This is a genomic window from Roseovarius sp. (assembly GCF_965277045.1).
Lineage (GTDB): Bacteria > Pseudomonadota > Alphaproteobacteria > Rhodobacterales > Rhodobacteraceae > Roseovarius.
In genome coordinates, this window is sequence record NZ_OZ255712.1 from 3786809 (window position 1) to 3807205 (window position 20397).

The window sequence follows — 20397 nt, forward strand, 5'->3', positions numbered from 1 at the left end:
TCTGGCGGGAGGATCCCGCGTCAGGTCTGGTGTTGCTTGTGGTGCTGAATGACTTCAGCGATGATGAAGTTAAGGAATTTCTTGGCGAATTCCGGGTCGAGGTCGGCGCGGTGCGCCAGGTCTTCGAGCCGTGCGATCTGTTGCGCCTCGCGGGCGGGATCGGACGGGGGAAGGTCGTGTTCGGCCTTGAGCGCACCCACGGCCTGGGTGTGCTTGAACCGCTCGCCCAAGGTGTAGACGAGGATGGCATCGAGGCGGTCGATGCTTTCGCGGTGCTCTTTGAGGAGCGCAGCGGCGCGGTTGGTTGCGTCAGTCAATGGGCATCCCCTTCGGTTTGAAGAGCGGGTCGCGGTAGTGGCCGATTTCCAGCTCGATCCCGTCGCGGATCTGGCCGGATTTCAGGGTGGCGGGCGACGGGTGGCGGTAGACCGCGTCGGAGCCGTCGATGCTGGGCGCCTCGTGGTCCTTGGTGCAGCCAAGGCGTTCGGCCAGGCGGATGGAATCGAGGTTCTTGGGGTCGATATAGCTGACCGCGCCGTCCCAGCCTTGCGCATAAAAATGGTCGCGCACCTTGTGCGTGGCCTCGAGCGCATAGCCCTTGCCGGCCTTTTCGGGCCAGATGATCCAGGCGATTTCGCGTTCCGGCCACTTGGCGGGGAACCAGCCGCCGGCCATGCCCACGGTCTCGCCGGTGTCGCGCAGGTGGATCATCCACATGCCGTAGCCGCGGATTTCCCAATGGCCGATCTCGGCGGCGTAGAGCATCCACGCCTCGTAGGGGTTGAGCGGGCCGCCCATGAAGCGCGAGCGGTACGAGGCGAAGGTCGCCTTGAAGTCGGGGTAATCCGTGGCCTCGGGGCCGCGCAGGACGAGGCGGCCGGTCTCCAGCACGGGGATGTCGCGGTGTCCCATGTCAGGCCTCCGCCGGGCAAGGGTGGCGGTAGATGCAGGACGGTTCGTCATCTTCCGGGTAGGAGATGTCGCCGACATATTCCGCGCCAAGCCGTTTCGCCAGGGCGATGGAAGGGTGGTTGTCGGCGAAGATATAGCTGTCAAGCACGGGCACGTTCAGCGTGGACTGCGCGTAGTCGCGTGCGGCGCGGGCAGCCTCGACGGCATAGCCCTTGCCCTGGGCACCCTCGTTGAACATGTAGCCCAGTTCGTGATGCGGATCGCCCGGTTCGAACCCGATGACGACGAAACCCAGATGCGCGCCGGATGCGGTTTCCTGGACCGACCACAGGCCGTGCCCCCGCAGGAGCCAGTTGCCCACCATCGAGGCGTAGTCGTACCACGCGTCGCTGCGGGTCATGGGGCCGCCCAGGCCCACCCCGCGCGGACCGCAGGCGATGGCGGCGTAGGCCTCGAAATCCGACAGGGTAGGGGCGCGCAGGGTCAGTCGTTCGGTGGTCAGCACCGGCAAGGCCGCGCCAAGCGCGGCGGCTTGTGCCATTGCTTCGGGGGTGGACGGCTTTTCGCAGGGCTGCGGCATGGTGTGCGTCATGCTGCGGCCTCCCCGATCCGGGGGTGGCGCCAGACCTGGCAAGGGGTGCTGATGACGGTGCCGTCACGCTCGTGCTTCGCGCCGAGGCGGTCTGCGAGACGAAGCGAGCGGGTGTTGGTGGCGTCGATATAGGAGATGACGCCGTCGAGACCGAAATGCCGGGCGGCGTGCGCGCGGGCAGCGAGAGCGGCCTGGTAGGCGTATCCCTTGCCTTCGAACCCGTCGTAGATGTGCCAGCCTAGCTCGGGCTCGTCCCAGCCGTCGTTGAGGATCATGCCGACGCGGCCGGCGACACTGCCCGTGGCGCGATGTTCGATCATCCACATGCCGTAGCCGCGCAGGGCCCAGTGGCCGATACCGGCCATGAAGGCGCGCCAGCTGTCCCAGCGGCTGTGCGGGCCGCCGACAAAAGCCGCGCGATCGGACGTGCCGAAGGCGGCGAAGGCCTCGAAATCGGCCTCGTCATAGCCGCGCAGGATCAGGTCCTCGGTCTCGATGACGGGAATGTCGACGGTGATCGTCATGCGTAGGCCTCGGGGGAGCCGTCGGCGTCGCAGTCGAGACCCAGTTCGGACGGGCCGGGGTGGCGATAGAGGTAGTCCTCGCCCATCTCGACATTGTTGTAGGTTTTCTCGTACCGCGCGCCGAGGCGTTCGGCCAGCGCAATGGAACGCGTGTTGCCGGGCACGATGTTGGAGGTGAGCGTGGTCAGGCCCAGGTCCTGGTAGGCCCAGCGGCGGGCGCGTTCGGCGCCCTCATAGGCGATGCCGCGGCCCTCGAAGCCGTCATAGACGACCCAGCCGAGTTCCGGCTCGGGCCAGCCTTCGGGCGCCCAGATTCCGGTGATGCCGCAGGGCTGGCCGGTGTCCTTCCATTCCATGGTGAAATAGCCGAAGCCGTGCAGGGCCCAGTGGCCGATGGACATGGCGAACCAGCGCCAGGCGCGGGACATGTTCTTTTCCGTGCCGAACCCCCAGGAGCGTTCGCGGTCCAGCAGGAAGCCGGCCAGCGGTTCGAAATCGCTGGCTTCGGGGCCGCGCAGGACGAGGCGGTCGGTTTCGATCCGGGGGATGTCGAGGCGCAGGGTCATGCGGCACCTTCCGACGAAGCGCACAGCCGGGCGGCGCTGCCGCGCGCCAAGGCGGGCAGAGGACGGACCGCGTATGTGAGCCGAGCGAAAGACATGGCGTTATTTCTTTTTCCCAAAGCCGGAAAGACCGGGGGGCAGACCGCCGCCGCCGCCCATGCCGGGAAAGCCGCCGCCGGGCATCCCCTTGCCCATCTGCTTGGCGGCTTTTTCGAGCGCCTTGGGGTCCATGCCCTGGGCCATGTCCTCGGGCGAGGGCTGGCCCTTGCCAAACATGCCTTTCATGGCCTGTTTCAGCATCCCGCCCTTGCCCATCTTCTTCATCATGTCGCCCATCTGGCGCTGCATCTTCAGAAGCTTGTTGAGCTCGGACACTTCCAGCCCCGCGCCTTGCGCGATGCGTTTCTTGCGGCTGGCCTGGAGGAGCTTGGGATTGGCGCGTTCCTTCTTGGTCATGGAATTGACCAGCGCGATCTGGTGGGCGATGACTTTGTCGTCGATGCCCGCGCCTTCCATCTGCTTGGCCATCTTGCCCATGCCGGGCATCATGCCCATCACGCCTTCCATGCCGCCCATCTTTTGCATCTGTTCGAGCTGCATCTTGAGGTCGTTCATGTTGAACTGACCTTTCTGGAAGCGGCGCATCATCTTTTCGGCCTGTTCGGCCTCGATGGTCTGTTGCGCCTTTTCCACGAGGCTGACGATGTCGCCCATGCCGAGGATGCGGCCCGCGATGCGCTCGGGCTCGAAGGTCTCGATGGCGTCCATCTTTTCGCCCAGGCCGACGAAGCGGATCGGCTTGCCCGTGACGGCGCGCATCGACAAGGCCGCGCCGCCGCGGCCGTCGCCGTCCATCCGGGTGAGGACCACGCCGGAGACGCCGATCTTGTCGTCGAATTCGGTGGCGACGTTGACGGCGTCTTGCCCGGTGAGGCCGTCGACCACCAGAAGCGTTTCGCGCGGGTTGGCGACGTCGCGGACGGCTGCCGCCTGGGCGATCAGTTCCTGGTCGATATGCAGCCGGCCGGCGGTGTCGAGCATGTAGACGTCATAGCCGCCCAGACCGGCCTGGGTCTTGGCGCGTTTCGCGATGGTGACGGGGTCTTCGCCCTTGACGATGGGGAGCGTGTCGACGCCGATTTGACGCCCGAGGATTTCGAGCTGTTCCATGGCGGCGGGCCGGTTGACGTCGAGCGAGGCCATGAGCACGCGCTTGCCGTCGCGGTCCTTGAGGCGCTTGGCGAGCTTGGCGGTGGTGGTGGTTTTACCGGACCCTTGCAGGCCGACCATCAGGATCGGCGCGGGCGGGTTGTCGATCTTCAGCGCGCCGGGGTCACCTTCGCCCTGGAGCGTGTCGACAAGCGCGTCGTGCACGATCTTGACGACCTGCTGGCCGGGCGTGACCGAGCGGGTGACGGCCTGGCCGGTGGCCTGATCCTGCACGCGTTTGACGAAATCGCGGGCAACGGGGAGCGAGACGTCGGCCTCCAGCAGTGCCACGCGGACCTCGCGCAGAGCGGTCTTGACGTCTTCTTCGCTCAGCGCGCCCTGTTTGGTCAGCCGGTCGAAGACGCCGGAGAGACGTTCGGAAAGATTTTCAAACATGCCTCGGCCTCCTTCGCCGGTTTCTGTCATGCCGTCCCAACATAGGGATGACGGTTCAAACGATAAACGCCCCCACGGGCGAAACTCGCTGGTGGGGGGCGATCCCGGGCTGCGCCCAAGGGACCGGAAGAGCGCTGTCTTCCGTGATGTTGGGCGGCTGATAGGCCTTTGCGGGGGCCGAGTCAATATGGTGGTGTGTTTCCGTGAGGATGCTGGCGCTGATGCAGGAACGCCACCGCGCGGGCCAAGGCGACTGAACCGAAGCCTAAGGCGTTGGCAGGGTTAGGCGCGCGAGGCTAGAGTGCGCGCATTGCTTAAGGGGATTTCGCGATGGAAGCGCTGGTTCTTATCTTTGCGGAGATCATCCTGGCGTGCATGGCGCCGGTGATCGCCATTATGGGCGCCATCGTGGGGGCGGTGATCGAGGGGGTTTTCCTGCTGTTCGGCGGGGTTTTCGCGGAATGGGTCCAGGCCCGGCGGGCGCGGCGTGCCTCGGCCAGGGGCAAGTCGTCGCCGCCGCGCAAGCCGCTGATCCCTCGCAAGGTGGTGCATTGGGTGGCCGGTGGCAGCGCGGTGCTGGGCGTGCTGGGTGTTGTGGCGACCTACGTGTTTTTCCAGCCGATCCTGCGAACGGTGATCGAGACCGCGAGCGAGAAGGCGGGCATGAGCGTGAGCTATGCCGGGGCCAGTGGCTCGCTTCTGGGTGGGCACGTGGTGCTGGAGGGGCTGAAAATGTCGCGGGCGCACGAGACCGGGCTGGCCTTTGATCTGGCCGTGGCGCGGGCGGAGTCGGATGTGGACCTGTGGAGCCTGCTGAGCGACACGCCCAAGCTGGAGCTGGGGCAGGTGGAGGGGGTGAAAGGGTATGTGATTCCGCCGCTTCCAAGGGAAGAGGCGTCAAGCGAGGAGCGTGGTCTGCCCAAGCCGCGCCGGGCGTTCAAGGCGGACCGGCTGGCGGTCGAGGGTATCGACGTGGAAATTCGGCCGCGCGGAACCGAGCCTTACAGCCTGGCGATCGAGACCGGGGAGGTGGCGCCATTTCGCAGCGGGCTGGCGCTCTTTGACCTGTTGTTCCGGTCGAACCTGAAGGCCGAGGTGGCCGGGCAGCCGCTGTTGGTGGAGACGCGCGAGATCACCGAGCAGGGGCGCGAGACGCGGTGGGCCTTCGAGGATGTGGACGCGGCGCAGCTGAAGCGGCTGGTGCCGCGCGCGCCGCTGACATGGATCGACGAGGGCCGGGCGACGGTGATGGTCGAGGACCGCTGGAGCCTGTCGGAGGATTTCGTCGACATGGACTGGCGGCTGGCGGCGCAGGATATGCGTGTGAGCGTGCCGGAAGGCGCGGCGCGGACCGAGCGGATGCTGGCCGGGGGCCTGGGCAAGCTGGTGGCGGCGCAGGGCGGCAATGCGGAGTTCCGGTACCAGTTGCAGCTGGGCGCCGAGGAGATGGCGCGGTTGCGCGAAGGCGACATCGACCTCTTTTGGGACACGGTGCTGGCCGGCGTGATGAAAGGCGGGATCGTGCGCGAGGACGAGACGGCAGAGGAGGAGGGTGACACGGCCGAGGGTGACAAGCCGGGGGCCATTGACAGGCTGAAGTCATTCTTCGAGAAGGACGACCCGGCGGAATAGCCGTCCACGCCAGCCCTAGGAGCCTTTCAACATGGTCGATGCCACGTCCGCCTTTCAGGACAGTTTGCCGGTGAGGTCCGACGATCTGCTGGCGCGGATGCGCGCGGCGGGCGTAGAATTCGAGCTTTACGAGCATATCCCGCTGCGCACGGTCGAGGACGCCAAGACGGTGCAGGGCGGGGCCGTGCCGGCCGGACCGGGGCGGATCGACATCAAGAATTTCTATCTTCGGGACCGCAAGAAGCAGAACCATCTTGTGGTGCTGGAGCAGGATCGGGAGGTGGACCTGAAGGCGCTGGGCGCGCAGATGGGCGCGGCGGGTCTGTCCTTTGGCTCGGCGGATCGGTTGATGGAGTTCCTGGGCGTGCGGCCCGGCGCGGTAAGCCCTTTGGCGATGATCAACGGGGCAGGGGCCGGCGTGCAGCTGTGGATGGACGCCGCGGTGAAGGCCGCGGATTTCGTCCACGCGCATCCGCTAGTCAATGACCGGACTGTGGCGATCCGGCCCGGGGATCTCGAGTCGCTTCTGGCGGGGTGGGGCGCGGATATTTCGTGGCTTGAACCCTAAGGGCCGACGTGGGAATTCGAGTATTTTGGCAAGAAAAAGCCGGGGTGTAGGGACACCGCCGGACCCGGGATGCGCGCGGCTATGCCGGGATGTCGCGTGTTTGCGGAACCATGAACCGGGGCGCGCGCGGGCAATCTCAACCGCCTGGTTGAATATGCGGAATCCGGTTTGCGGGGCCCGAGAGGCGCTGCGGCGGAGCGGCGCAGCTTGGTAAACCATAGATTTATCAATGGGTTGATGGGGGTGCCCGCGCGCTTGACTCGGGCGCGGGCGCGGCATAGCAACAGCGCAACGGTTCCGGAGGGGCAAACGTGGACGATCCTGACCGACGCGAGCGGCTGAAGCGGCTTGAAGACAGGATCAACGCGCTGAAGGGCGTGGACGCGCCGAAGCCCCACATGGAGAACCACTATTCTCAGGCACAGCTGGCCTGGCGAATGGTGATCGAGCTTGTGGCCGGTCTGGGGATCGGCTTTGGCATGGGGTACGGGTTGGATTACCTGTTCGGGACGATCCCGATCTTCCTCGTGCTGTTTACATTGCTGGGCCTTGCGGCGGGCATCAAGACGATGATGCGCAGCGCCAACGAGATCCAGCTGAAGAACGCGGCGGAAACGCTGGACGCAGAGCGAGCCCGCGAGGGTGACGACAAGAGGATGACAGATGGCCACTGAAGCGCATGGCGAAAGCGAAGGGCTGGTTTTCCACCCGATGGATCAGTTCATCATCAAGCCGCTGGCCGGCGATGGCCCGGTGGGCCTGTTCACGATCACCAACGTGACGCTGTGGATGGCGCTGACATGCTTGGCGGTGTTCGCGCTGATGGTGCTAGGCACGTCCGCGCGGTCGGTCATTCCGGGCCGCCTGCAGTCAGTGGCCGAACTGGCTTACGGCTTCATCCGCAAGATGGTCGAGGACGTGGCGGGCAAGGACGCGCTGCCGTATTTCCCCTATATCATGACGCTGTTCATGTTCATCGTGTTCGCCAACTTCCTCGGGCTTATCCCCGGCTCGTTCACCTCGACCAGCCATATCGGCGTGACCGCCGTGATGGCGATGATGGTGTTCATCGGCGTGACCGTGCTGGGCTTCGTCAAGAACGGCGCGAGCTTTCTGAGCCTTTTCTGGATCAGCTCGGCGCCGCTGGTACTGCGGCCGATCCTGGCGCTGATCGAGGTGATCTCGTACTTCGTGCGCCCGGTCAGCCACTCGATCCGTCTTGCCGGGAACATGATGGCAGGCCACGCCGTGATGAAGGTGTTCGCCGCCTTCGCGCCGCTGGTGCTGATCTCGACCGGGGTGGGGCTGGTGGTGACGCCGCTGTCGATCCTGGCGATCACCGCGGTCTACGGGCTGGAGGTGCTGGTGTCGTTCATCCAGGCCTACGTGTTTACCATTCTGACCTGCGTGTACCTCAAGGACGCGCTGCACCCGCATCATTAGGAGATAGCGTGGGTTGTCACCCACCCTACGGCGTCGGTTTCCGGCGCCAGCAACGAACAACAGATCACTGAATTCCATCGTAAGGAGAAAAGACATGGAAGGCGATATCGCACAAATGGGTCAATTCATCGGCGCGGGCCTGGCGTCTGTCGGCATGGGCGGCGCGGCCGTCGGTGTGGGCAACGTGGTCGGCAACTACCTGGCCGGTGCCCTGCGCAACCCCTCGGCCGCCGGTGGCCAGACCGCGACCATGTTCATCGGTATCGCGTTCGCGGAAGCACTGGGGATCTTCTCGTTCCTCGTCGCGCTTCTGCTGATGTTCGCCGTCTAAGCCAGACGGGTTTCGTCCTTACGGGTCGGGGCGAGGGGCGTTGTGCCTGTCCCCCGGCGTCCTGTGAGGAAGATCCGGATGGCGCCGCGCCCGGCCCGAAACCCGGGCATGGCGATACGACACGAACATTGAGCCTTGCGCGGCCCCGGTTGACGGACATGATCCGGAAAACATGATACAACGTGGGCAGGCGCAACAAGGAGAACGCAGATGGCGACCGATACCCTAGGAGAAGGTGCTGCCAGCGCTTGCGTCGATGCAGGCGGTGGGGCGATCGGCCTTCCCCAGCTTTGCCCGGACTGGATGGGCAACCAGATCTTCTGGCTGGTCATCGCGCTGATCGTGATCTTTTTCATCCTGTCGCGGATCGCGCTGCCGCGCATCGCGGCGGTGCTGGCCGAGCGTCAGGGCACGATCACCAACGATCTGGCCGCGGCGGAAGACCTGAAAGAGAAAGCCTCGGACGCCGAGGACGCCTATAACAAGGCCCTGGCCGATGCCCGCGCGCAAGCGCAGGAGATCATTGCCGAGGCGAAGGCGGAGATCAACGCCGAGCTGGAAGAGGCCACGCAGAAGGCCGATGCCGAGATCGCGGCCAAGACCGCAGAGGGCGAAAAGGCCATCGCGGAAATCCGGGCGAATGCCATGGAAAGCGTGAAAGAGGTGGCCAAGGACACCGCCAAGGAACTGGTCGCCGCGATGGGCTTCAAGGCCGATGCGCGGACCGTCACGAGCGCCGTCAATTCGCGGCTGAAAGGGTGAGCGCAATGAAACAGTTGATCGCAACCCTGACCGCCATGGTCGCCGCCAGCCCCGCGCTGGCCGCCACCGGGCCGTTCTTTTCGCTGGGCAACACCAACTTCGTGGTAATGCTGGCCTTCATCCTGTTCATCGCGCTGCTGGTCTACCTGAAGGTGCCCGGCAAGATCGGTGAGATGCTGGACAAGCGGGCCGACGGCATCAAGTCGGAGCTGGACGAGGCGCGCGCCCTGCGCGAGGAAGCTCAAACCCTGCTGGCCAGCTATGAGCGCAAGCAGAAGGAAGTGCAGGACCAGGCCGACCGGATCGTGGCACATGCCAAGACCGAAGCTGCCGAAGCCGCCGAGCAGGCCAAGAAGGACCTTGAACAGTCCATCAAGCGCCGGATCAAGGCGGCCGAGGAACAGATCGCCTCGGCCGAGGCCAGCGCGGTGAAGGACGTGCGCGACCAGGCCATTGTCGTAGCCGTGGCCGCCGCCAAGGAAGTGGTCGCCAAGGCGATGACCGAGGACGACAACAGCAAGCTGATCGACGAGTCGATCGCACAGGTCGACGCCAAGCTGCACTGACCTGAGGAACAGGATGTAGAGATTGGCCCGGGCTCGGAAACGACCCGGGCCTTTTTCGTTTGGTGCCCGGCGATGGTGCGCAAAAGAAAATGCCCGCTCGGTGGAGCGGGCATTCTTGTCAAATTCTGTTGATCGGTGCGATCAGCGGCGGATGCCGAGACGCTTGATCAGATCCTGGTACCGGCCTTCGTCCTTGCCCTTGAGGTAGTCCAGCAGCTTGCGGCGCTGGGCGACCATTTTCAGAAGGCCACGGCGACCGTGGTTGTCCTTTTTGTGGGTCTTGAAGTGCTCGGTCAGGGTGGAAATGCGCGAGGTGAGAATTGCGACCTGAACTTCGGGCGAGCCGGTGTCACCCTCTTTGGTTGCGAATTCTTTCAGCACCTTGGCTTTTTCTTCGACAGTGATCGACATCGGGGTCTCCTTTGGTTGAAGGGTGAAGGGCACGAGCCGGGATGTCGTCCAGCAAGGTCCTGTGGAGATACCTGCCGATTTCAGCGGCAGATGCGGGCGTATAGGAGATTCTCGGAAGTTTGGAAAGGGGGTATCGCCCGGTATGGCCGCGAGGCCGGGATCAGCCCGTGCTTTGTGGGATGAGCGTGATATGCGCGAGCGTCAGGGCAGCGTCGCTGGTGACGTTGGCAATGACCTCGCCGCCCAGCAGGACGCGGTGCAGGTTCTGCGCGTCGGAGTCTTCTTCGATGGTCACGTCGGGAACGGTACCGTCATCGTCGTAGAGCAAAACGAGATTGTCCTCGGCGGTGTTGAAATCGACGATCTGTCCCTGGTGATCGGCGTCCAGCCAATCGCGGAGAATGAAGCTGTCGGCGCCGTTGCCGCCGGTGGCGATATCGCCGGCGCCCAGCGTGATCTCGTCATCGCCAGAACCGCCGTTGAGGTAGTCCTGATCCTGCTCGGGCGCCGTGCCATCGGGCGCGACCCCGGTCAGCACGTCGTCGCCGGAACCGCCGAAGAGCGTGTCGGCCCCGGCGCCGCCATCGAGGGAATCGTTGCCGAGATAGCCGTGCAGCGCATCATCGCCTGCGTCGCCCATGAGCGTGTCGGCGCCTTCGCCGCCGACAAGGCTGTCGTCGCCGGCGCCGCCCGAGAGATGATCGTCGCCATCGTGGCCCATGACAATGTCCGATCCTGCGCCGCCTGCCAGTATGTCGTTCCCGGCCTCGCCATGAAGGGTGTCGTCGCCTGCCCCGCCATGAAGGGTGTCGTTACCGTCGCCGCCACGCGCGACGTCGTCGCCGTCCCCCGACGCGATCCGGTCGTCGCCATCGAGACTGTCGAGAAATTCACTGGCCTCGCCGCCGGACAGCGTGTCGGCATCGGCCGTGCCGCGGGCAATGCCGTAATCGTCGCCTTCGGGGTCGTCATCCTGCGCTTCGCTTTCGAAGCCGTCGTCGGTGGCGATATCGAGCAGCGAGCCTTGTGCATTGGAGTAGGCCGAGGCGTCGCTGTCATAGTCGGAGGTTTCATCGGACGCGTCGCCGGGCGTACCGATATCGTCACGGGCGTTGTTGGTGCCGAGGTCCTCGAAGCCCCACATCGCGGCGGTGCCAACGGCCACCATACCGATCAGACCTGCAAGAAACAGCATCGCGAACAATCCACCAGAAAACCCCTTATGAAAAAGCCAGATTCGAGGGCGGCTTTCAATTCAATCCGCCGGGCATGGTTAACGGCCTTGCGGGACAAGGCGGAGAGTTGATGGATATTGGTTACGTTTCCCTTAAGTTCGGCGCCGGGTCGGCATGGCTCAGGTCGCATGGCCGCGCGGGCGCACCTCGTATCCCGGTTCTTCGGGTTCGTCGTCGACCATTTCCGCCGGAAAGCCCGGCGCGGTGATGTCGAGGCCGGTCGCCTCTTCCAGGCGACGGATTATGTCGTCGGACTGCGCCCGCATCCCGTAGCGTCGGATACCGTCCTCGAAGATCGAGATCATCAGGGGCGAGATCTCAAGCGGGACGCCTGCACGGTCGGCGATGGCCTGAAAGAGGCCGATGTCCTTTTTCACGAGGTCCATCGTGAAGTTTATGTCGCGTGAGCCGTTGAGGATGACCTGGCTTTCGGTTTCATGCACGAAAGAGGTTCCGGAACTGATGGCGATGGCGTGATAGGTCGTGGCAAGGTCCATGCCCGCGGCTTTCATGGTTACCAGCGCCTCGCACAGGGTCAGAAGGTTGGCGGTGGCAAGGTAGTTGGTCATGACCTTGAGCACTGAGGCGCTACCAAGATCGCCGGTATGCAGGACGCGCCGGCCCATGGTTTTCAGGAGCGGCAGAATGCGTTCGAACGTGGTGCGGTCGCAGCCGGCGAAGATCGAGATATTGCCGGTGTCGGCGCGATGGCAGCCGCCCGAAACGGGACAGTCGGCGACCGTGCCGCCGGCGGCGCTGACCTGGGCCCCGAGACGCTTGACCTCGGCCTCGTCGGTGGTGGACATCTCCATCCAGGTCTTGCCGGGGCGGACATGGGGCAGCATCTGTTGCAGCACCGCGTCCGAGGCGGCGGGCGAGGGCAGGCAGGTGATGACGGCGTCGCAGTCCTGCATCACCTGCGCCGGGCTGTCGGCGGCCTGCGCGCGGCGCGCGGCGAACCCCGCCACGAGTTCTGGATTGAGGTCATGTACCGTGAGGTCGACGCCGTTGCGCAAGAGCGAGCCTGCGAGCTTGCCGCCGACATTGCCGAGCCCGATGAAGCCGGTTCTCATGGTTACACCCCTTCCCGTGTTTTTAGGATGGTGCGGGGTGGAAGAGGCGGGGTCTGCTCTGTCCGCGACAGGCGAGAGGCGTGGAGCGCCCTAAAGGCGGCGCAGGGTGTCGCCGTAGGTGAGCGTGGGCTCCAGGACGATGCGCGACGGCGCGCCCCGGCCGTCGACGTCGGCGGCGCGGGCCACGATCAGGTCGGCGGCGCGGCGGCCGATTTCCTGGCGGCAGGAGTCCATCGTTGCCAGTTCGCGTGGCAGGCCCTTGATCAGGTCGACGCCGTTGAAGCCCGCAAGGCCCATCTGGCCGGGAATGTCTATGCCCTGTTCGGTGAGGTAGAGCAGGCCGCCCGCGCCGATCAGGTCGTTGGAATAGTAGATGAAGTCGAGATCGGGGCTTCGGGCCAGCACGTCGCGGGTCATCTCTCGCCCCTTCTTGAGCGCCGAGCCGCCGGAGTAGAACTCGCGGTCCTCGATCTCGATCCCGGCCTTGGCGAGGGTTTCGGTGAACCCCTCGAAGCGTTTGCGGGCGCGGTGGTCGAGCGGCATCTTGGTGCCCAGGAAGGCGATGCGCCGATATCCGGCCTTGATGATCGCCTTGGCCATCTGCGACCCGGCGCGGCGGTGCGAGATGCCGACCACCGAGTCGATCGCGGTGCCGTCCACATCCATGATCTCGACCACCGGGATGCCGGAGGCACGCAGCATGGCGCGCGCCGCGTCGGAATGGTCCATGCCGGCGATGATCACGCCAGAGGGGCGCCAGGACAGCATTTCGTAGAGGACCTTTTCCTCTTTCTCGGGGCGGTAGCCGGTGACGCCGACCACGGGCTGCAGATCGGTCTCGTCGAGGGCCTCGGAGATGCCGGTCATGACCTCGGGGAAGACCATGTTGGACATCGAGGGAATGATGACCGCGACAAGGTTCACCCGCTGGCTGGCCAGTGCGCCGGCGATCTTGTTCGGCACGTAGCCCAGCGTCTTGGCGGCGGCGAGAACGCGCTTGCGGGTGCTGTCCGAAACGTCGCCGCGATTGCGCAGGACGCGGCTGACGGTCATTTCCGAAACGCCGGATGCCTCGGAGACGTCGCGCAGTGTCAGAGGGCGGGTATCGTGCTTGCTCAAGGGGATGATCCGGTCATGGTGTTCAGGCATTGATGTTACCGCAATCATGCTCGGCGGCGCAACTGGCCGCTTGGAGGCTGACAAGCGCCTCGGGAGCGGTTATGGAAGCGTTACGCGGCCCCGTGGCTCAACTGGATAGAGCAGCCCCCTCCTAAGGGGCAGGTTGCAGGTTCGAATCCTGCCGGGGTCGCCAGTCTTCCGTGTGCAACGTCAGAACTTCGACAGGCCGGGGCGCTTGCCGATGGTGATGTGGTTGATCTCCTCGTTGCGCAAGCCGAGGATCAGGGCCGGGATCATCAGGAACACCAGGCAGAAGATCGGCAGGCCGACAACGGTGATGACCTGTTGCAGGGCCGTCAGCCCGGCGTCGCCGGCGAGCACGATCAGCATCGCGGCCACCAGCCCTTCGGACACGCCCCAGAACACCCGTTGCCGGGTCGGCCCGGGTTCGGGCGAGCCGGTGCAGAGCATGTCGACCACCAGCGAGGCGGAGTCCGACGAGGTGGCGAAGAAGATCGCCACGACCACCACGGCGATGCCCTGTATGAGGTCGGCAAAGGGGAAGTTCTCGAAGAAGGCGAACATGGCGAGCGGCACGGACTCGGCCACCGCATCGCTGAGCGCGCCGGCCTGATCGCCCAGGGCGTCGCGCGCGGCGGCACCGATGCCGTCGATTTCCATCGCCTGCCAGCCGAAGATCGAGAACCAGATCAGGGTGAAGAGCGAGGGTGCCAGAAGGACCCCGAAGACGAATTCGCGGATCGTGCGCCCGCGCGAGATCCGGGCCACGAAGAGGCCGATGAAGGGTGACCACGTGACGGTCCATGCCCAGTAGAAGACGGTCCAGCCGCCCTGCCAGCCCCAGCCGTCGGAATTGGGACCGATATCGGCCATCATGTCGTTCCAGAACGCCAGGCGCGGCAGGTTGCCGAGGTAGAGCCCGACGGTTTCGACCATGCCGCGCAGCAGGAACAGCGTCGAGCCGCAGATCAGCACGAAGATCATCAGGCCCACGGCCATGCCGATATTGATGTTCGACAGCAGCTTCACGCCCTTGTCGAGCCCTGCGACGATGGAGACCACGGCCACGGCTGTCAGCACCGTGAGGATCGCGACCTTGAGCAAGACGCCGCTTTCCCAGCCGAACAGGGCCTCGAGCCCGGCGGCGATCTGGGACGAGCCGAGGCCGAGCGAGACCGCGACGCCGAAGAGCGTGCCGAGAACCGCGGCGATGTCGATGGCCTTGCCCCACGGGCCGTAGATCCGGTCCTTGAGCAGGGGGTAGAAGACCGAACTGACCCGCACGGGCAGGTCGTAGCGGTTGATGAAATAGGCGAACGCCAGCCCCGGCAGGGCGAAGATCGTCCAAGTGTGCAGGGCGAGGTGGTAGGTGGCGATGGAGATCGCGTCTTGCGCGGCCTCCTGGGAAAAGGGCTCGACCCCCGGTAATGGCGGGGTGGCGAAATGGCTCATGGGTTCGGCCACGCCCCAGAACATCAGCACCGTGCCGATGCCGCCGGCGAAGAGCATCGTGAACCACGAGAGGTTGGTGTAATCGGGGCGCGAATCCCGCGGACCGAGACGGATATGGCCATGACGGCTCATGGCGGTCCACACCAGGAAGCCGAGCCAGAGGTTCACCCCGAGAATGAAGAACCACCCCAGGTGAGAGACGATCCAGGCGCGTCCGGCAGCGAAGGCGTCGCCGATGGGCTCGGGCGCAATGACCAGTGCGAGGACGAAGACGATGGTGAAGATGGCGGATACGAAGAAAATTACCGGATCGGTTCTCAGGCCCAGCCGTTCAACCCACGTCTCCATATGTCTGTCCCCCTTGGACTTTTTTGTTTGATATTAAGGAGCCAAACGCAAAGGGGGTGGCGTGAGTTCCACAACTTTCGGTGGCGCGCGCGACGCGGCGTGCGCCTTGGGTCGGTGTCGGGGGTGTTCTTGCGAAGGTGAGGCGGGAGTCTTCGGCGGCGACAGCCTTTGGGCGAGGTGGTCAGATCACCCGGATGACGTTCTTGTCGATCGCCAGCATGTAGCCGCGCCGCGCGATGTTCTTGACCAGCAGTTCCGACACCATCTGGTTGCCCAGCGTGTCGCGCAGGCGCTTGATCCGGGTGGCGCCGGCGGCTTCTTCGCAATCGTCGGCGGAGCGGCCCGAGATCACCGCCTCGATCTCGGCCCCCGACAACACGTCATCGTCCATCCTCGCCTCGGCCAGAACCGCGAGGGTTTCCATTGCCGCGTCCGTGAGCTTGAAGCCCATGTTGTTGAGGTAGACGGCGTTTTCCTCGCGGCTGATGAGCAGAGAACTGACCTGGATGCCGGAATGTTCGATCTGGGCGAGGCGGCGGTTCATGCCGGCGAGCATCACCAGGAACACCAGCGCGGCCACGAGGAGGGCCGTGGCGAAGATCAGCAGAACGAGAATGAGCATGCGGTAGCTGCCCAGGGTCTCGGAAAAGGCGGTGCCGGAGAGGGCTAGGATTTCCAGGAGCTTGATCTCGGCGTCCGACGTGAGCGCGTCGTTCTCGGCGAAGATCTGCGCCACCTTGTCGTTGAAGGCGTTGGCGTCGGGCAGCGTGAGCACCAGAAGGATGGCGGCACCGACGAGGATGGTGACGATGGCCGCGACGCCGAACAGCACGATCCGGTTGCCGGAGCGGCGGGTGTCGGTGATGGAAGTGTCGAGATCCTGCACGTGCCGCCTTCCCCCTGACCTAGCCTTCGCGGACCGACAGGACCTTGAGCAAGGTCAGGCCCTGTCCGGCAAGGCGGGCGCCAAGCTGGGCGGTGGCGTTGGCGACGGTACAGGGCCCGCTGACCTGCGCGACCTCGTAGATGAGCTCGAACGGGGTGTCGCGCTTGGCCTTGTACTCGGCATAGCAGGCGGCCTGTGCGGCGCCGGTCGTGGCGGTGGCAAGGCCGAGCATCACGACGAGGGGAAGGGTTTTGCGTTTCATGGCGCCAAGATGCGCGTATCCCTGCCGCTATTCAATATCGGGTTGGCCGGAAACGGTCTTTTGCAGCGTGTTATCGGATAGCAGGTGGCCGTTATTGCCTGTCTCGGCGGGCTGGACCCATCCTTGACGCATCGCCTGACCCGGGCCGACACGGTGACGTCATGACCGGGGTGGGGACCGATCAAGGCTCAACGCAGAGAAAGGACCTGACATGACACATCGGACATTCATATCGCTGATCCTGGCGGCGGCACTTGCCGTGACGGGGATGACAGCCGCGCCGGCGCAGGCCGGTGACAAGGACGTCGCCAAATGGGTGGCGGGGGCGGTCGCCCTGGGGCTGATCGGTGCGGCGATTGCCGACCAGCGCCGCGACGACCGCGCAGTGACGCGCCATCAGGGCGGCCACGGGCCGCGGTTCAACAACGGGCATCGCCGCGGGCACGACCGGTACGACAATCGTGGGCACCGGCGCGGGCATGACGGCTATGGCAATCGCGGGCGTCACGGCGAGCGTTTTGCACTGCCGCAGCAGTGCCGCCGCGACGTGCGGGTCCGGGGCGGTGTGCTGCGCGGCTATGGGCGGCATTGTCTGCTGAACACCTATCCCCGGTTCAATGCGCTGCCGCATCGCTGCGCTGTGGAAACACGCGGGCACGGCCGGCGTGATGTCATCTATGGCAGCCAGTGCCTGGAGCGGTACGGGTTCAACGATCGCAGAAGCGACAAGTACCGCAAATAAGAGCGCGGATACCGGTCGAGCAGTGAGGGGAGGCGCGCGGCTCGAAGCATCCTCCGGGCGCCTCCCTTCTTTTCCTTCCATGAAAACGCGACTACTGAAGGGCCCATGAGCAGGACAGCGCATGGGCCCCATTTTCAGTTCGAGATCGACGCGTCGGCCGCGGGCGCCTTGCGCGTGGCCGGGGTGGACGAGGTCGGGCGGGGACCGCTGGCAGGGCCCGTGACGGCCGCGGCGGTGATCCTGGACCCGCAGCGCATTCCCGACGGGCTGAACGATTCCAAGACGCTGACGGCGAGGCGGCGATCGGCGCTGCACGATGCGATCCTCGAAGTGGCGGAAGTGTCGGTGGCCCATGCCAGTGTCGAGGAGATCGACGAGATCAACATCCTGCGGGCATCGCAACTGGCAATGACGCGAGCGCTGGCGGGGCTGTCGCGGCGGCCCTGCCTGGCGCTGGTGGATGGCAATCTTCTGCCCCGCGACATGCCCTGCGAGGGGCGCGCGATCGTCAGGGGCGACGCGGTTTGCCTGTCGATTTCGGCGGCCTCGATTATGGCAAAAGTGAGGCGCGACCGCATCATGTGGGATTTGGCGCAACAGTATCCGGGCTATGGTTGGGAGACCAACGCGGGGTATGGCTCGAAAAGCCACATGGCCGCTTTGCAAAATCTCGGGCCGACCCCACACCATAGACGTTCGTTCAAGCCGGTCCACAATATCTTGTATCAAGAAAAAAACCTAACCGACTGATTCAAAAAGAAATTGACCGCGAATCCGCTTTGACTCATCCTTGGCTTTAACGACCAGAGCGCACAACAAGGCGCCGGGACAGAGGCAGAAAAGATGACGACAAAGACCAAGAAGGGCGTGGAAACGCTCCCGTTGAATACTGTCCTTGGTGGCGATTGTATCGAGGTCATGAACGGCCTGCCGGAAGGCAGCGTCGACCTGATATTCGCCGACCCTCCATATAACCTGCAATTGCGCGGCGACCTGCACCGGCCGGACAACAGCCAGGTGGATGCGGTCGATGACGCGTGGGACCAGTTTGCCAGTTTCGAGGTCTATGACCGCTTCACCCGCGACTGGCTGAAAGCCGCGCGGCGGCTGCTGAAGCCCAATGGCGCGATCTGGGTGATCGGGTCCTATCACAACATCTTCCGCGTCGGTGCGGCGTTGCAGGACGCGGGTTTCTGGATCCTGAACGACGTGGTGTGGCGCAAGTCGAACCCGATGCCGAATTTCCGGGGCAAGCGCCTGACCAACGCGCATGAGACGTTGATCTGGGCGAGCCGGGACGAGGCGGCGAAATACACGTTCAACTACGAGGCGCTGAAGTCGCTGAACGAAGGTATCCAGATGCGCAGCGACTGGGTGCTTCCGCTTTGCACCGGGCACGAGCGGCTGAAGGATGACAAGGGCGACAAGGCACACCCGACGCAGAAGCCCGAGAGCCTGCTGCACCGGGTTCTGCTGGGCGCGACCAATCCCGGTGACGTGGTGCTGGACCCGTTTTTCGGCACCGGCACGACGGGCGCGGTCGCCAAGATGCTGGGACGCGAGTTCATCGGGATCGAGCGCGAAACGGCCTATCGCAAGGTGGCCGAGAAACGGCTGGCGTCGGTGCGCAAGTACGACCGCGAGGCGTTGCAGGTCAGCACCAGCAAGCGCGCCGAGCCGCGGGTGCCGTTCGGCCAGCTGATCGAGCGGGGCATGCTGCGGCCGGGCGAGGAGCTCTTGAGCATGAACGGACGTCACAGGGCCAAGCTGCGCGCAGATGGCACGCTGGTGGGCGATGACGTCAAAGGCTCGATTCACCAGGTCGGTGCCGCGCTGGAAGGCGCGCCCAGCTGCAACGGCTGGACCTACTGGTGCATCAAGCGCGACGGCAAGCCGGTGTCCATCGACGTGTTCCGGCAGCAGATCCGGGCCGAGATGGCCGACTGCGCCAACTAGAGTTTTTCCAAGAATTCAAGAACACCGCCGGTGCCTGTGGCCTGACACACGGCACTCACCTTGCCCCCGCCCCTGTTGGCGGGGGCTTTTTCGTGGCGGTTACATCAGGCGCATGAGACGGGTTATGTGGTGGGTGGTCACTGCACCTGGAGGTGTCAGTTCAGAGGCCATTGCGGACAAATGTGATCTATAGCTCCGAGCGCCATTGACGGGCCGCGGCGCGGCGATCCGACGGGGGTTCGGCAGCACTTTATTCAAGCCAGATCCGAAACAGGATTGAGTGATGCACCGAACTTCACCCAATCGCCGGGCCGTGGGGGCGGCCCGGCGATGGCGCGGGGCCTGCGGCCTGAATCCGCGCTGGGGCTGACGCCCAAACGTCTTTCATGTCCCGCAAAGGAGACCTTGAAAACCAGGCGCCCTGAGCGGAATCAGGATGCCGCCCGTTGCATAGCCGCGCCGCGGCATGCCATCGTTCGGAATGGTCTTTGTTCCGAGGCTCAGAGAAGCCCCTTCAGATAGGCCCCGTAATTGGTCTTCTTGAACAGCCGCGCGCGCCGGGCCAGGTCCTCGGCGTTGATCCAACCCTGCTCGTATGCGATCTCCTCGGGGCAGCCGACCTGCTGGCCCTGGCGTTCCGACAGGGTGCGCACGAAGTTGCCCGCATCGAGAAGCGAGCCGTGGGTTCCGGTATCGAGCCAGGCATAGCCACGGCCCATTTGCTGGACGGTCAGTTGCCCGTCGGCGAGGTACATGTCCAGAAGCGACGTGATTTCGAGCTCGCCGCGCTCGGACGGCTGAACCCTGGCGGCACGTTCGGGGGCGGTGCCGTCGAGGAAGTAGAGCCCGGTGACCGCGTAGTTCGACGGAGGTCTGGCGGGCTTTTCGATGATCGTCTTCACCGTGCCGTCGGGGGCAAAATCAACCACGCCATACCGCTCGGGGTCTGCGACGCGGTAGCCGAACACGGTGCCGCCGATTTCGATCGCGCTGGCCTCGGCCAGTTGTTGGGGCAGGCCGTGGCCGAAGAAGATATTGTCGCCCAGCACCATCGCCGACGGTGCGCCGGCGAGGAAATCCTCGGCCAAGATATAGGCCTGGGCCAGCCCGTCGGGCGAGGGTTGCTCGATATAGGTCAGGCTGAGGCCCCACTGGGCGCCATCCCCCAGCGTGCGGATGAACTGGGCCTGATCCTCGGGCGTGGTAATGACGGCAATCTCGCGGATGCCGGCCAGCATGAGCACCGAAAGCGGGTAGTAGATCATCGGTTTGTCATAGATCGGCAGAAGCTGTTTCGAGACGCCCATCGTGATCGGGTAGAGCCGCGTGCCGGAGCCGCCGGCCAGGATTATGCCTTTGCGTGTCATGCGCATCCCTCCGGGCAAGGGCCGGTC

24 protein-coding genes and 1 tRNA gene are annotated in these 20397 nt (G+C 64.8%); 11 read left to right on the forward strand and 14 right to left on the reverse strand.

Annotated elements, in window-relative coordinates; translation table 11 throughout:
* Positions 1-20 precede the first annotated feature (20 nt).
* The 6 genes from ACQY4V_RS18885 to ffh all read right to left on the reverse strand — a co-directional run bounded on the left by ACQY4V_RS18885 (position 21) and on the right by ffh (position 4196).
* Positions 21-317: a chorismate mutase gene (locus ACQY4V_RS18885; RefSeq protein ID WP_428514368.1), complete on the reverse strand. Its 297-nt coding sequence runs from the start codon at positions 315-317 to the stop codon at positions 21-23.
* Positions 310-912 carry a GNAT family N-acetyltransferase gene (locus ACQY4V_RS18890; RefSeq protein WP_428514370.1) on the reverse strand — a complete coding sequence of 201 codons (603 nt, stop codon included), beginning with the start codon at positions 910-912 and terminating at the stop codon, positions 310-312. Before ACQY4V_RS18890 ends, ACQY4V_RS18885 begins: the two co-directional genes overlap by 8 nt.
* Before the next feature lies 1 nt (position 913).
* Complete coding sequence (locus tag ACQY4V_RS18895) at positions 914-1504, reverse strand: GNAT family N-acetyltransferase (protein WP_428514372.1); 591 nt, start codon at positions 1502-1504, stop codon at positions 914-916.
* Positions 1501-2028, reverse strand: a complete 528-nt coding sequence (locus ACQY4V_RS18900; RefSeq protein WP_428514374.1) for a GNAT family N-acetyltransferase — start codon at positions 2026-2028, stop codon at positions 1501-1503. The genes ACQY4V_RS18895 and ACQY4V_RS18900 overlap by 4 nt, the downstream gene beginning before the upstream one ends.
* Positions 2025-2594 (reverse strand): GNAT family N-acetyltransferase, encoded by a 570-nt coding sequence (locus tag ACQY4V_RS18905; protein WP_428514376.1) that lies wholly within the window; start codon positions 2592-2594, stop codon positions 2025-2027. The genes ACQY4V_RS18900 and ACQY4V_RS18905 overlap by 4 nt, the downstream gene beginning before the upstream one ends.
* A gap of 99 nt (positions 2595-2693) precedes the next feature.
* Positions 2694-4196, reverse strand: coding sequence for a signal recognition particle protein (gene ffh / locus ACQY4V_RS18910; protein WP_428514378.1), 1503 nt, complete (start codon positions 4194-4196; stop codon positions 2694-2696).
* A gap of 330 nt (positions 4197-4526) precedes the next feature.
* Here ffh and ACQY4V_RS18915 point away from each other — a divergent pair, with 330 nt between their 5' ends.
* The 7 genes from ACQY4V_RS18915 to ACQY4V_RS18945 all read left to right on the forward strand — a co-directional run bounded on the left by ACQY4V_RS18915 (position 4527) and on the right by ACQY4V_RS18945 (position 9498).
* Positions 4527-5828 (forward strand): hypothetical protein, encoded by a 1302-nt coding sequence (locus ACQY4V_RS18915; RefSeq protein WP_428514380.1) that lies wholly within the window; start codon positions 4527-4529, stop codon positions 5826-5828.
* Between the two features lie 31 nt (positions 5829-5859).
* Entirely contained in the window at positions 5860-6396 is a 537-nt protein-coding gene (locus ACQY4V_RS18920; RefSeq protein ID WP_428514382.1) for a prolyl-tRNA synthetase associated domain-containing protein, read from the forward strand.
* A 311-nt stretch (positions 6397-6707) separates the two neighbouring features.
* Positions 6708-7070, forward strand: a complete 363-nt coding sequence (locus ACQY4V_RS18925) for an AtpZ/AtpI family protein (RefSeq protein ID WP_428514384.1) — start codon at positions 6708-6710, stop codon at positions 7068-7070.
* The gene (locus tag ACQY4V_RS18930) at positions 7060-7839 is read left to right on the forward strand and encodes a F0F1 ATP synthase subunit A (RefSeq protein ID WP_152490926.1); all 780 of its coding nucleotides are present in this window, start codon (positions 7060-7062) and stop codon (positions 7837-7839) included. The genes ACQY4V_RS18925 and ACQY4V_RS18930 overlap by 11 nt, the downstream gene beginning before the upstream one ends.
* A gap of 94 nt (positions 7840-7933) precedes the next feature.
* Positions 7934-8170 carry a F0F1 ATP synthase subunit C gene (locus ACQY4V_RS18935; RefSeq protein WP_057790696.1) on the forward strand — a complete coding sequence of 79 codons (237 nt, stop codon included), beginning with the start codon at positions 7934-7936 and terminating at the stop codon, positions 8168-8170.
* A gap of 210 nt (positions 8171-8380) precedes the next feature.
* Complete coding sequence (locus ACQY4V_RS18940) at positions 8381-8932, forward strand: F0F1 ATP synthase subunit B' (protein WP_428514387.1); 552 nt, start codon at positions 8381-8383, stop codon at positions 8930-8932.
* Between the two features lie 5 nt (positions 8933-8937).
* Positions 8938-9498 (forward strand): F0F1 ATP synthase subunit B, encoded by a 561-nt coding sequence (locus tag ACQY4V_RS18945; RefSeq protein ID WP_428514389.1) that lies wholly within the window; start codon positions 8938-8940, stop codon positions 9496-9498.
* A gap of 141 nt (positions 9499-9639) precedes the next feature.
* Here ACQY4V_RS18945 and rpsO read toward each other — a convergent pair whose 3' ends face one another.
* The 4 genes from rpsO to ACQY4V_RS18965 form a co-directional block, all read right to left on the reverse strand.
* Positions 9640-9909, reverse strand: a complete 270-nt coding sequence (rpsO, locus tag ACQY4V_RS18950; protein WP_152490929.1) for a 30S ribosomal protein S15 — start codon at positions 9907-9909, stop codon at positions 9640-9642.
* Between the two features lie 160 nt (positions 9910-10069).
* Complete coding sequence (locus ACQY4V_RS18955; RefSeq protein ID WP_428514391.1) at positions 10070-11104, reverse strand: calcium-binding protein; 1035 nt, start codon at positions 11102-11104, stop codon at positions 10070-10072.
* Positions 11105-11263: 159 nt separating this feature from the next.
* Positions 11264-12217, reverse strand: coding sequence for an NAD(P)-dependent oxidoreductase (locus ACQY4V_RS18960; RefSeq protein WP_428514393.1), 954 nt, complete (start codon positions 12215-12217; stop codon positions 11264-11266).
* 90 nt (positions 12218-12307) lie between these two features.
* Positions 12308-13336 (reverse strand): LacI family DNA-binding transcriptional regulator, encoded by a 1029-nt coding sequence (locus tag ACQY4V_RS18965; RefSeq protein ID WP_428514395.1) that lies wholly within the window; start codon positions 13334-13336, stop codon positions 12308-12310.
* A gap of 116 nt (positions 13337-13452) precedes the next feature.
* Here ACQY4V_RS18965 and ACQY4V_RS18970 point away from each other — a divergent pair.
* Positions 13453-13529 (forward strand) — tRNA-Arg (locus ACQY4V_RS18970).
* A 17-nt stretch (positions 13530-13546) separates the two neighbouring features.
* Here ACQY4V_RS18970 and ACQY4V_RS18975 read toward each other — a convergent pair.
* The 3 genes from ACQY4V_RS18975 to ACQY4V_RS18985 form a co-directional block, all read right to left on the reverse strand.
* Positions 13547-15157, reverse strand: coding sequence for a BCCT family transporter (locus ACQY4V_RS18975; protein WP_428514397.1), 1611 nt, complete (start codon positions 15155-15157; stop codon positions 13547-13549).
* A 181-nt stretch (positions 15158-15338) separates the two neighbouring features.
* The gene (locus tag ACQY4V_RS18980) at positions 15339-16043 is read right to left on the reverse strand and encodes a winged helix-turn-helix domain-containing protein (protein WP_428514399.1); all 705 of its coding nucleotides are present in this window, start codon (positions 16041-16043) and stop codon (positions 15339-15341) included.
* A gap of 19 nt (positions 16044-16062) precedes the next feature.
* Complete coding sequence (locus tag ACQY4V_RS18985; RefSeq protein WP_428514401.1) at positions 16063-16305, reverse strand: hypothetical protein; 243 nt, start codon at positions 16303-16305, stop codon at positions 16063-16065.
* 211 nt (positions 16306-16516) lie between these two features.
* Here ACQY4V_RS18985 and ACQY4V_RS18990 point away from each other — a divergent pair, with 211 nt between their 5' ends.
* The 3 genes from ACQY4V_RS18990 (at position 16517) to ACQY4V_RS19000 (ending at position 19003) form a co-directional block, all read left to right on the forward strand.
* On the forward strand, positions 16517-17047 hold the full coding sequence (locus ACQY4V_RS18990) for a hypothetical protein (protein WP_428514403.1): 531 nt from the start codon (positions 16517-16519) through the stop codon (positions 17045-17047).
* Between the two features lie 105 nt (positions 17048-17152).
* A complete protein-coding gene (locus ACQY4V_RS18995) occupies positions 17153-17797 on the forward strand; it encodes a ribonuclease HII (protein ID WP_428514405.1) in 645 nt (214 codons plus the stop codon).
* A gap of 93 nt (positions 17798-17890) precedes the next feature.
* Positions 17891-19003, forward strand: coding sequence for a site-specific DNA-methyltransferase (locus ACQY4V_RS19000; protein ID WP_428514407.1), 1113 nt, complete (start codon positions 17891-17893; stop codon positions 19001-19003).
* Positions 19004-19503: 500 nt separating this feature from the next.
* Here ACQY4V_RS19000 and rfbA read toward each other — a convergent pair whose 3' ends face one another.
* Positions 19504-20370 (reverse strand): glucose-1-phosphate thymidylyltransferase RfbA, encoded by an 867-nt coding sequence (rfbA, locus tag ACQY4V_RS19005; RefSeq protein WP_428514409.1) that lies wholly within the window; start codon positions 20368-20370, stop codon positions 19504-19506.
* Between the last annotated feature and the right edge of the window lie 27 nt (positions 20371-20397).

Bases quoted from the DNA above. Each gene is read 5' to 3' on its own strand.
- ACQY4V_RS18990 (WP_428514403.1), top strand. From the start codon at position 16,517: ATGACACATCGGACATTCATATCGCTGATCCTGGCGGCGGCACTTGCC.
- ACQY4V_RS18995 (WP_428514405.1), top strand. From the start codon at position 17,153: ATGAGCAGGACAGCGCATGGGCCCCATTTTCAGTTCGAGATCGACGCG.
- rfbA (WP_428514409.1), bottom strand. From the start codon at position 20,370: ATGACACGCAAAGGCATAATCCTGGCCGGCGGCTCCGGCACGCGGCTC.
- ACQY4V_RS18920 (WP_428514382.1), top strand. From the start codon at position 5,860: ATGGTCGATGCCACGTCCGCCTTTCAGGACAGTTTGCCGGTGAGGTCC.
- ACQY4V_RS18900 (WP_428514374.1), bottom strand. From the start codon at position 2,028: ATGACGATCACCGTCGACATTCCCGTCATCGAGACCGAGGACCTGATC.
- ACQY4V_RS18940 (WP_428514387.1), top strand. From the start codon at position 8,381: ATGGCGACCGATACCCTAGGAGAAGGTGCTGCCAGCGCTTGCGTCGAT.
- ACQY4V_RS19000 (WP_428514407.1), top strand. From the start codon at position 17,891: ATGACGACAAAGACCAAGAAGGGCGTGGAAACGCTCCCGTTGAATACT.
- rpsO (WP_152490929.1), bottom strand. From the start codon at position 9,909: ATGTCGATCACTGTCGAAGAAAAAGCCAAGGTGCTGAAAGAATTCGCA.
- ffh (WP_428514378.1), bottom strand. From the start codon at position 4,196: ATGTTTGAAAATCTTTCCGAACGTCTCTCCGGCGTCTTCGACCGGCTG.
- ACQY4V_RS18905 (WP_428514376.1), bottom strand. From the start codon at position 2,594: ATGACCCTGCGCCTCGACATCCCCCGGATCGAAACCGACCGCCTCGTC.
- ACQY4V_RS18985 (WP_428514401.1), bottom strand. From the start codon at position 16,305: ATGAAACGCAAAACCCTTCCCCTCGTCGTGATGCTCGGCCTTGCCACC.
- ACQY4V_RS18915 (WP_428514380.1), top strand. From the start codon at position 4,527: ATGGAAGCGCTGGTTCTTATCTTTGCGGAGATCATCCTGGCGTGCATG.
- ACQY4V_RS18975 (WP_428514397.1), bottom strand. From the start codon at position 15,157: ATGGAGACGTGGGTTGAACGGCTGGGCCTGAGAACCGATCCGGTAATT.
- ACQY4V_RS18955 (WP_428514391.1), bottom strand. From the start codon at position 11,104: ATGCTGTTTCTTGCAGGTCTGATCGGTATGGTGGCCGTTGGCACCGCC.
- ACQY4V_RS18935 (WP_057790696.1), top strand. From the start codon at position 7,934: ATGGAAGGCGATATCGCACAAATGGGTCAATTCATCGGCGCGGGCCTG.
- ACQY4V_RS18930 (WP_152490926.1), top strand. From the start codon at position 7,060: ATGGCCACTGAAGCGCATGGCGAAAGCGAAGGGCTGGTTTTCCACCCG.
- ACQY4V_RS18960 (WP_428514393.1), bottom strand. From the start codon at position 12,217: ATGAGAACCGGCTTCATCGGGCTCGGCAATGTCGGCGGCAAGCTCGCA.
- ACQY4V_RS18945 (WP_428514389.1), top strand. From the start codon at position 8,938: ATGAAACAGTTGATCGCAACCCTGACCGCCATGGTCGCCGCCAGCCCC.
- ACQY4V_RS18895 (WP_428514372.1), bottom strand. From the start codon at position 1,504: ATGACGCACACCATGCCGCAGCCCTGCGAAAAGCCGTCCACCCCCGAA.
- ACQY4V_RS18890 (WP_428514370.1), bottom strand. From the start codon at position 912: ATGGGACACCGCGACATCCCCGTGCTGGAGACCGGCCGCCTCGTCCTG.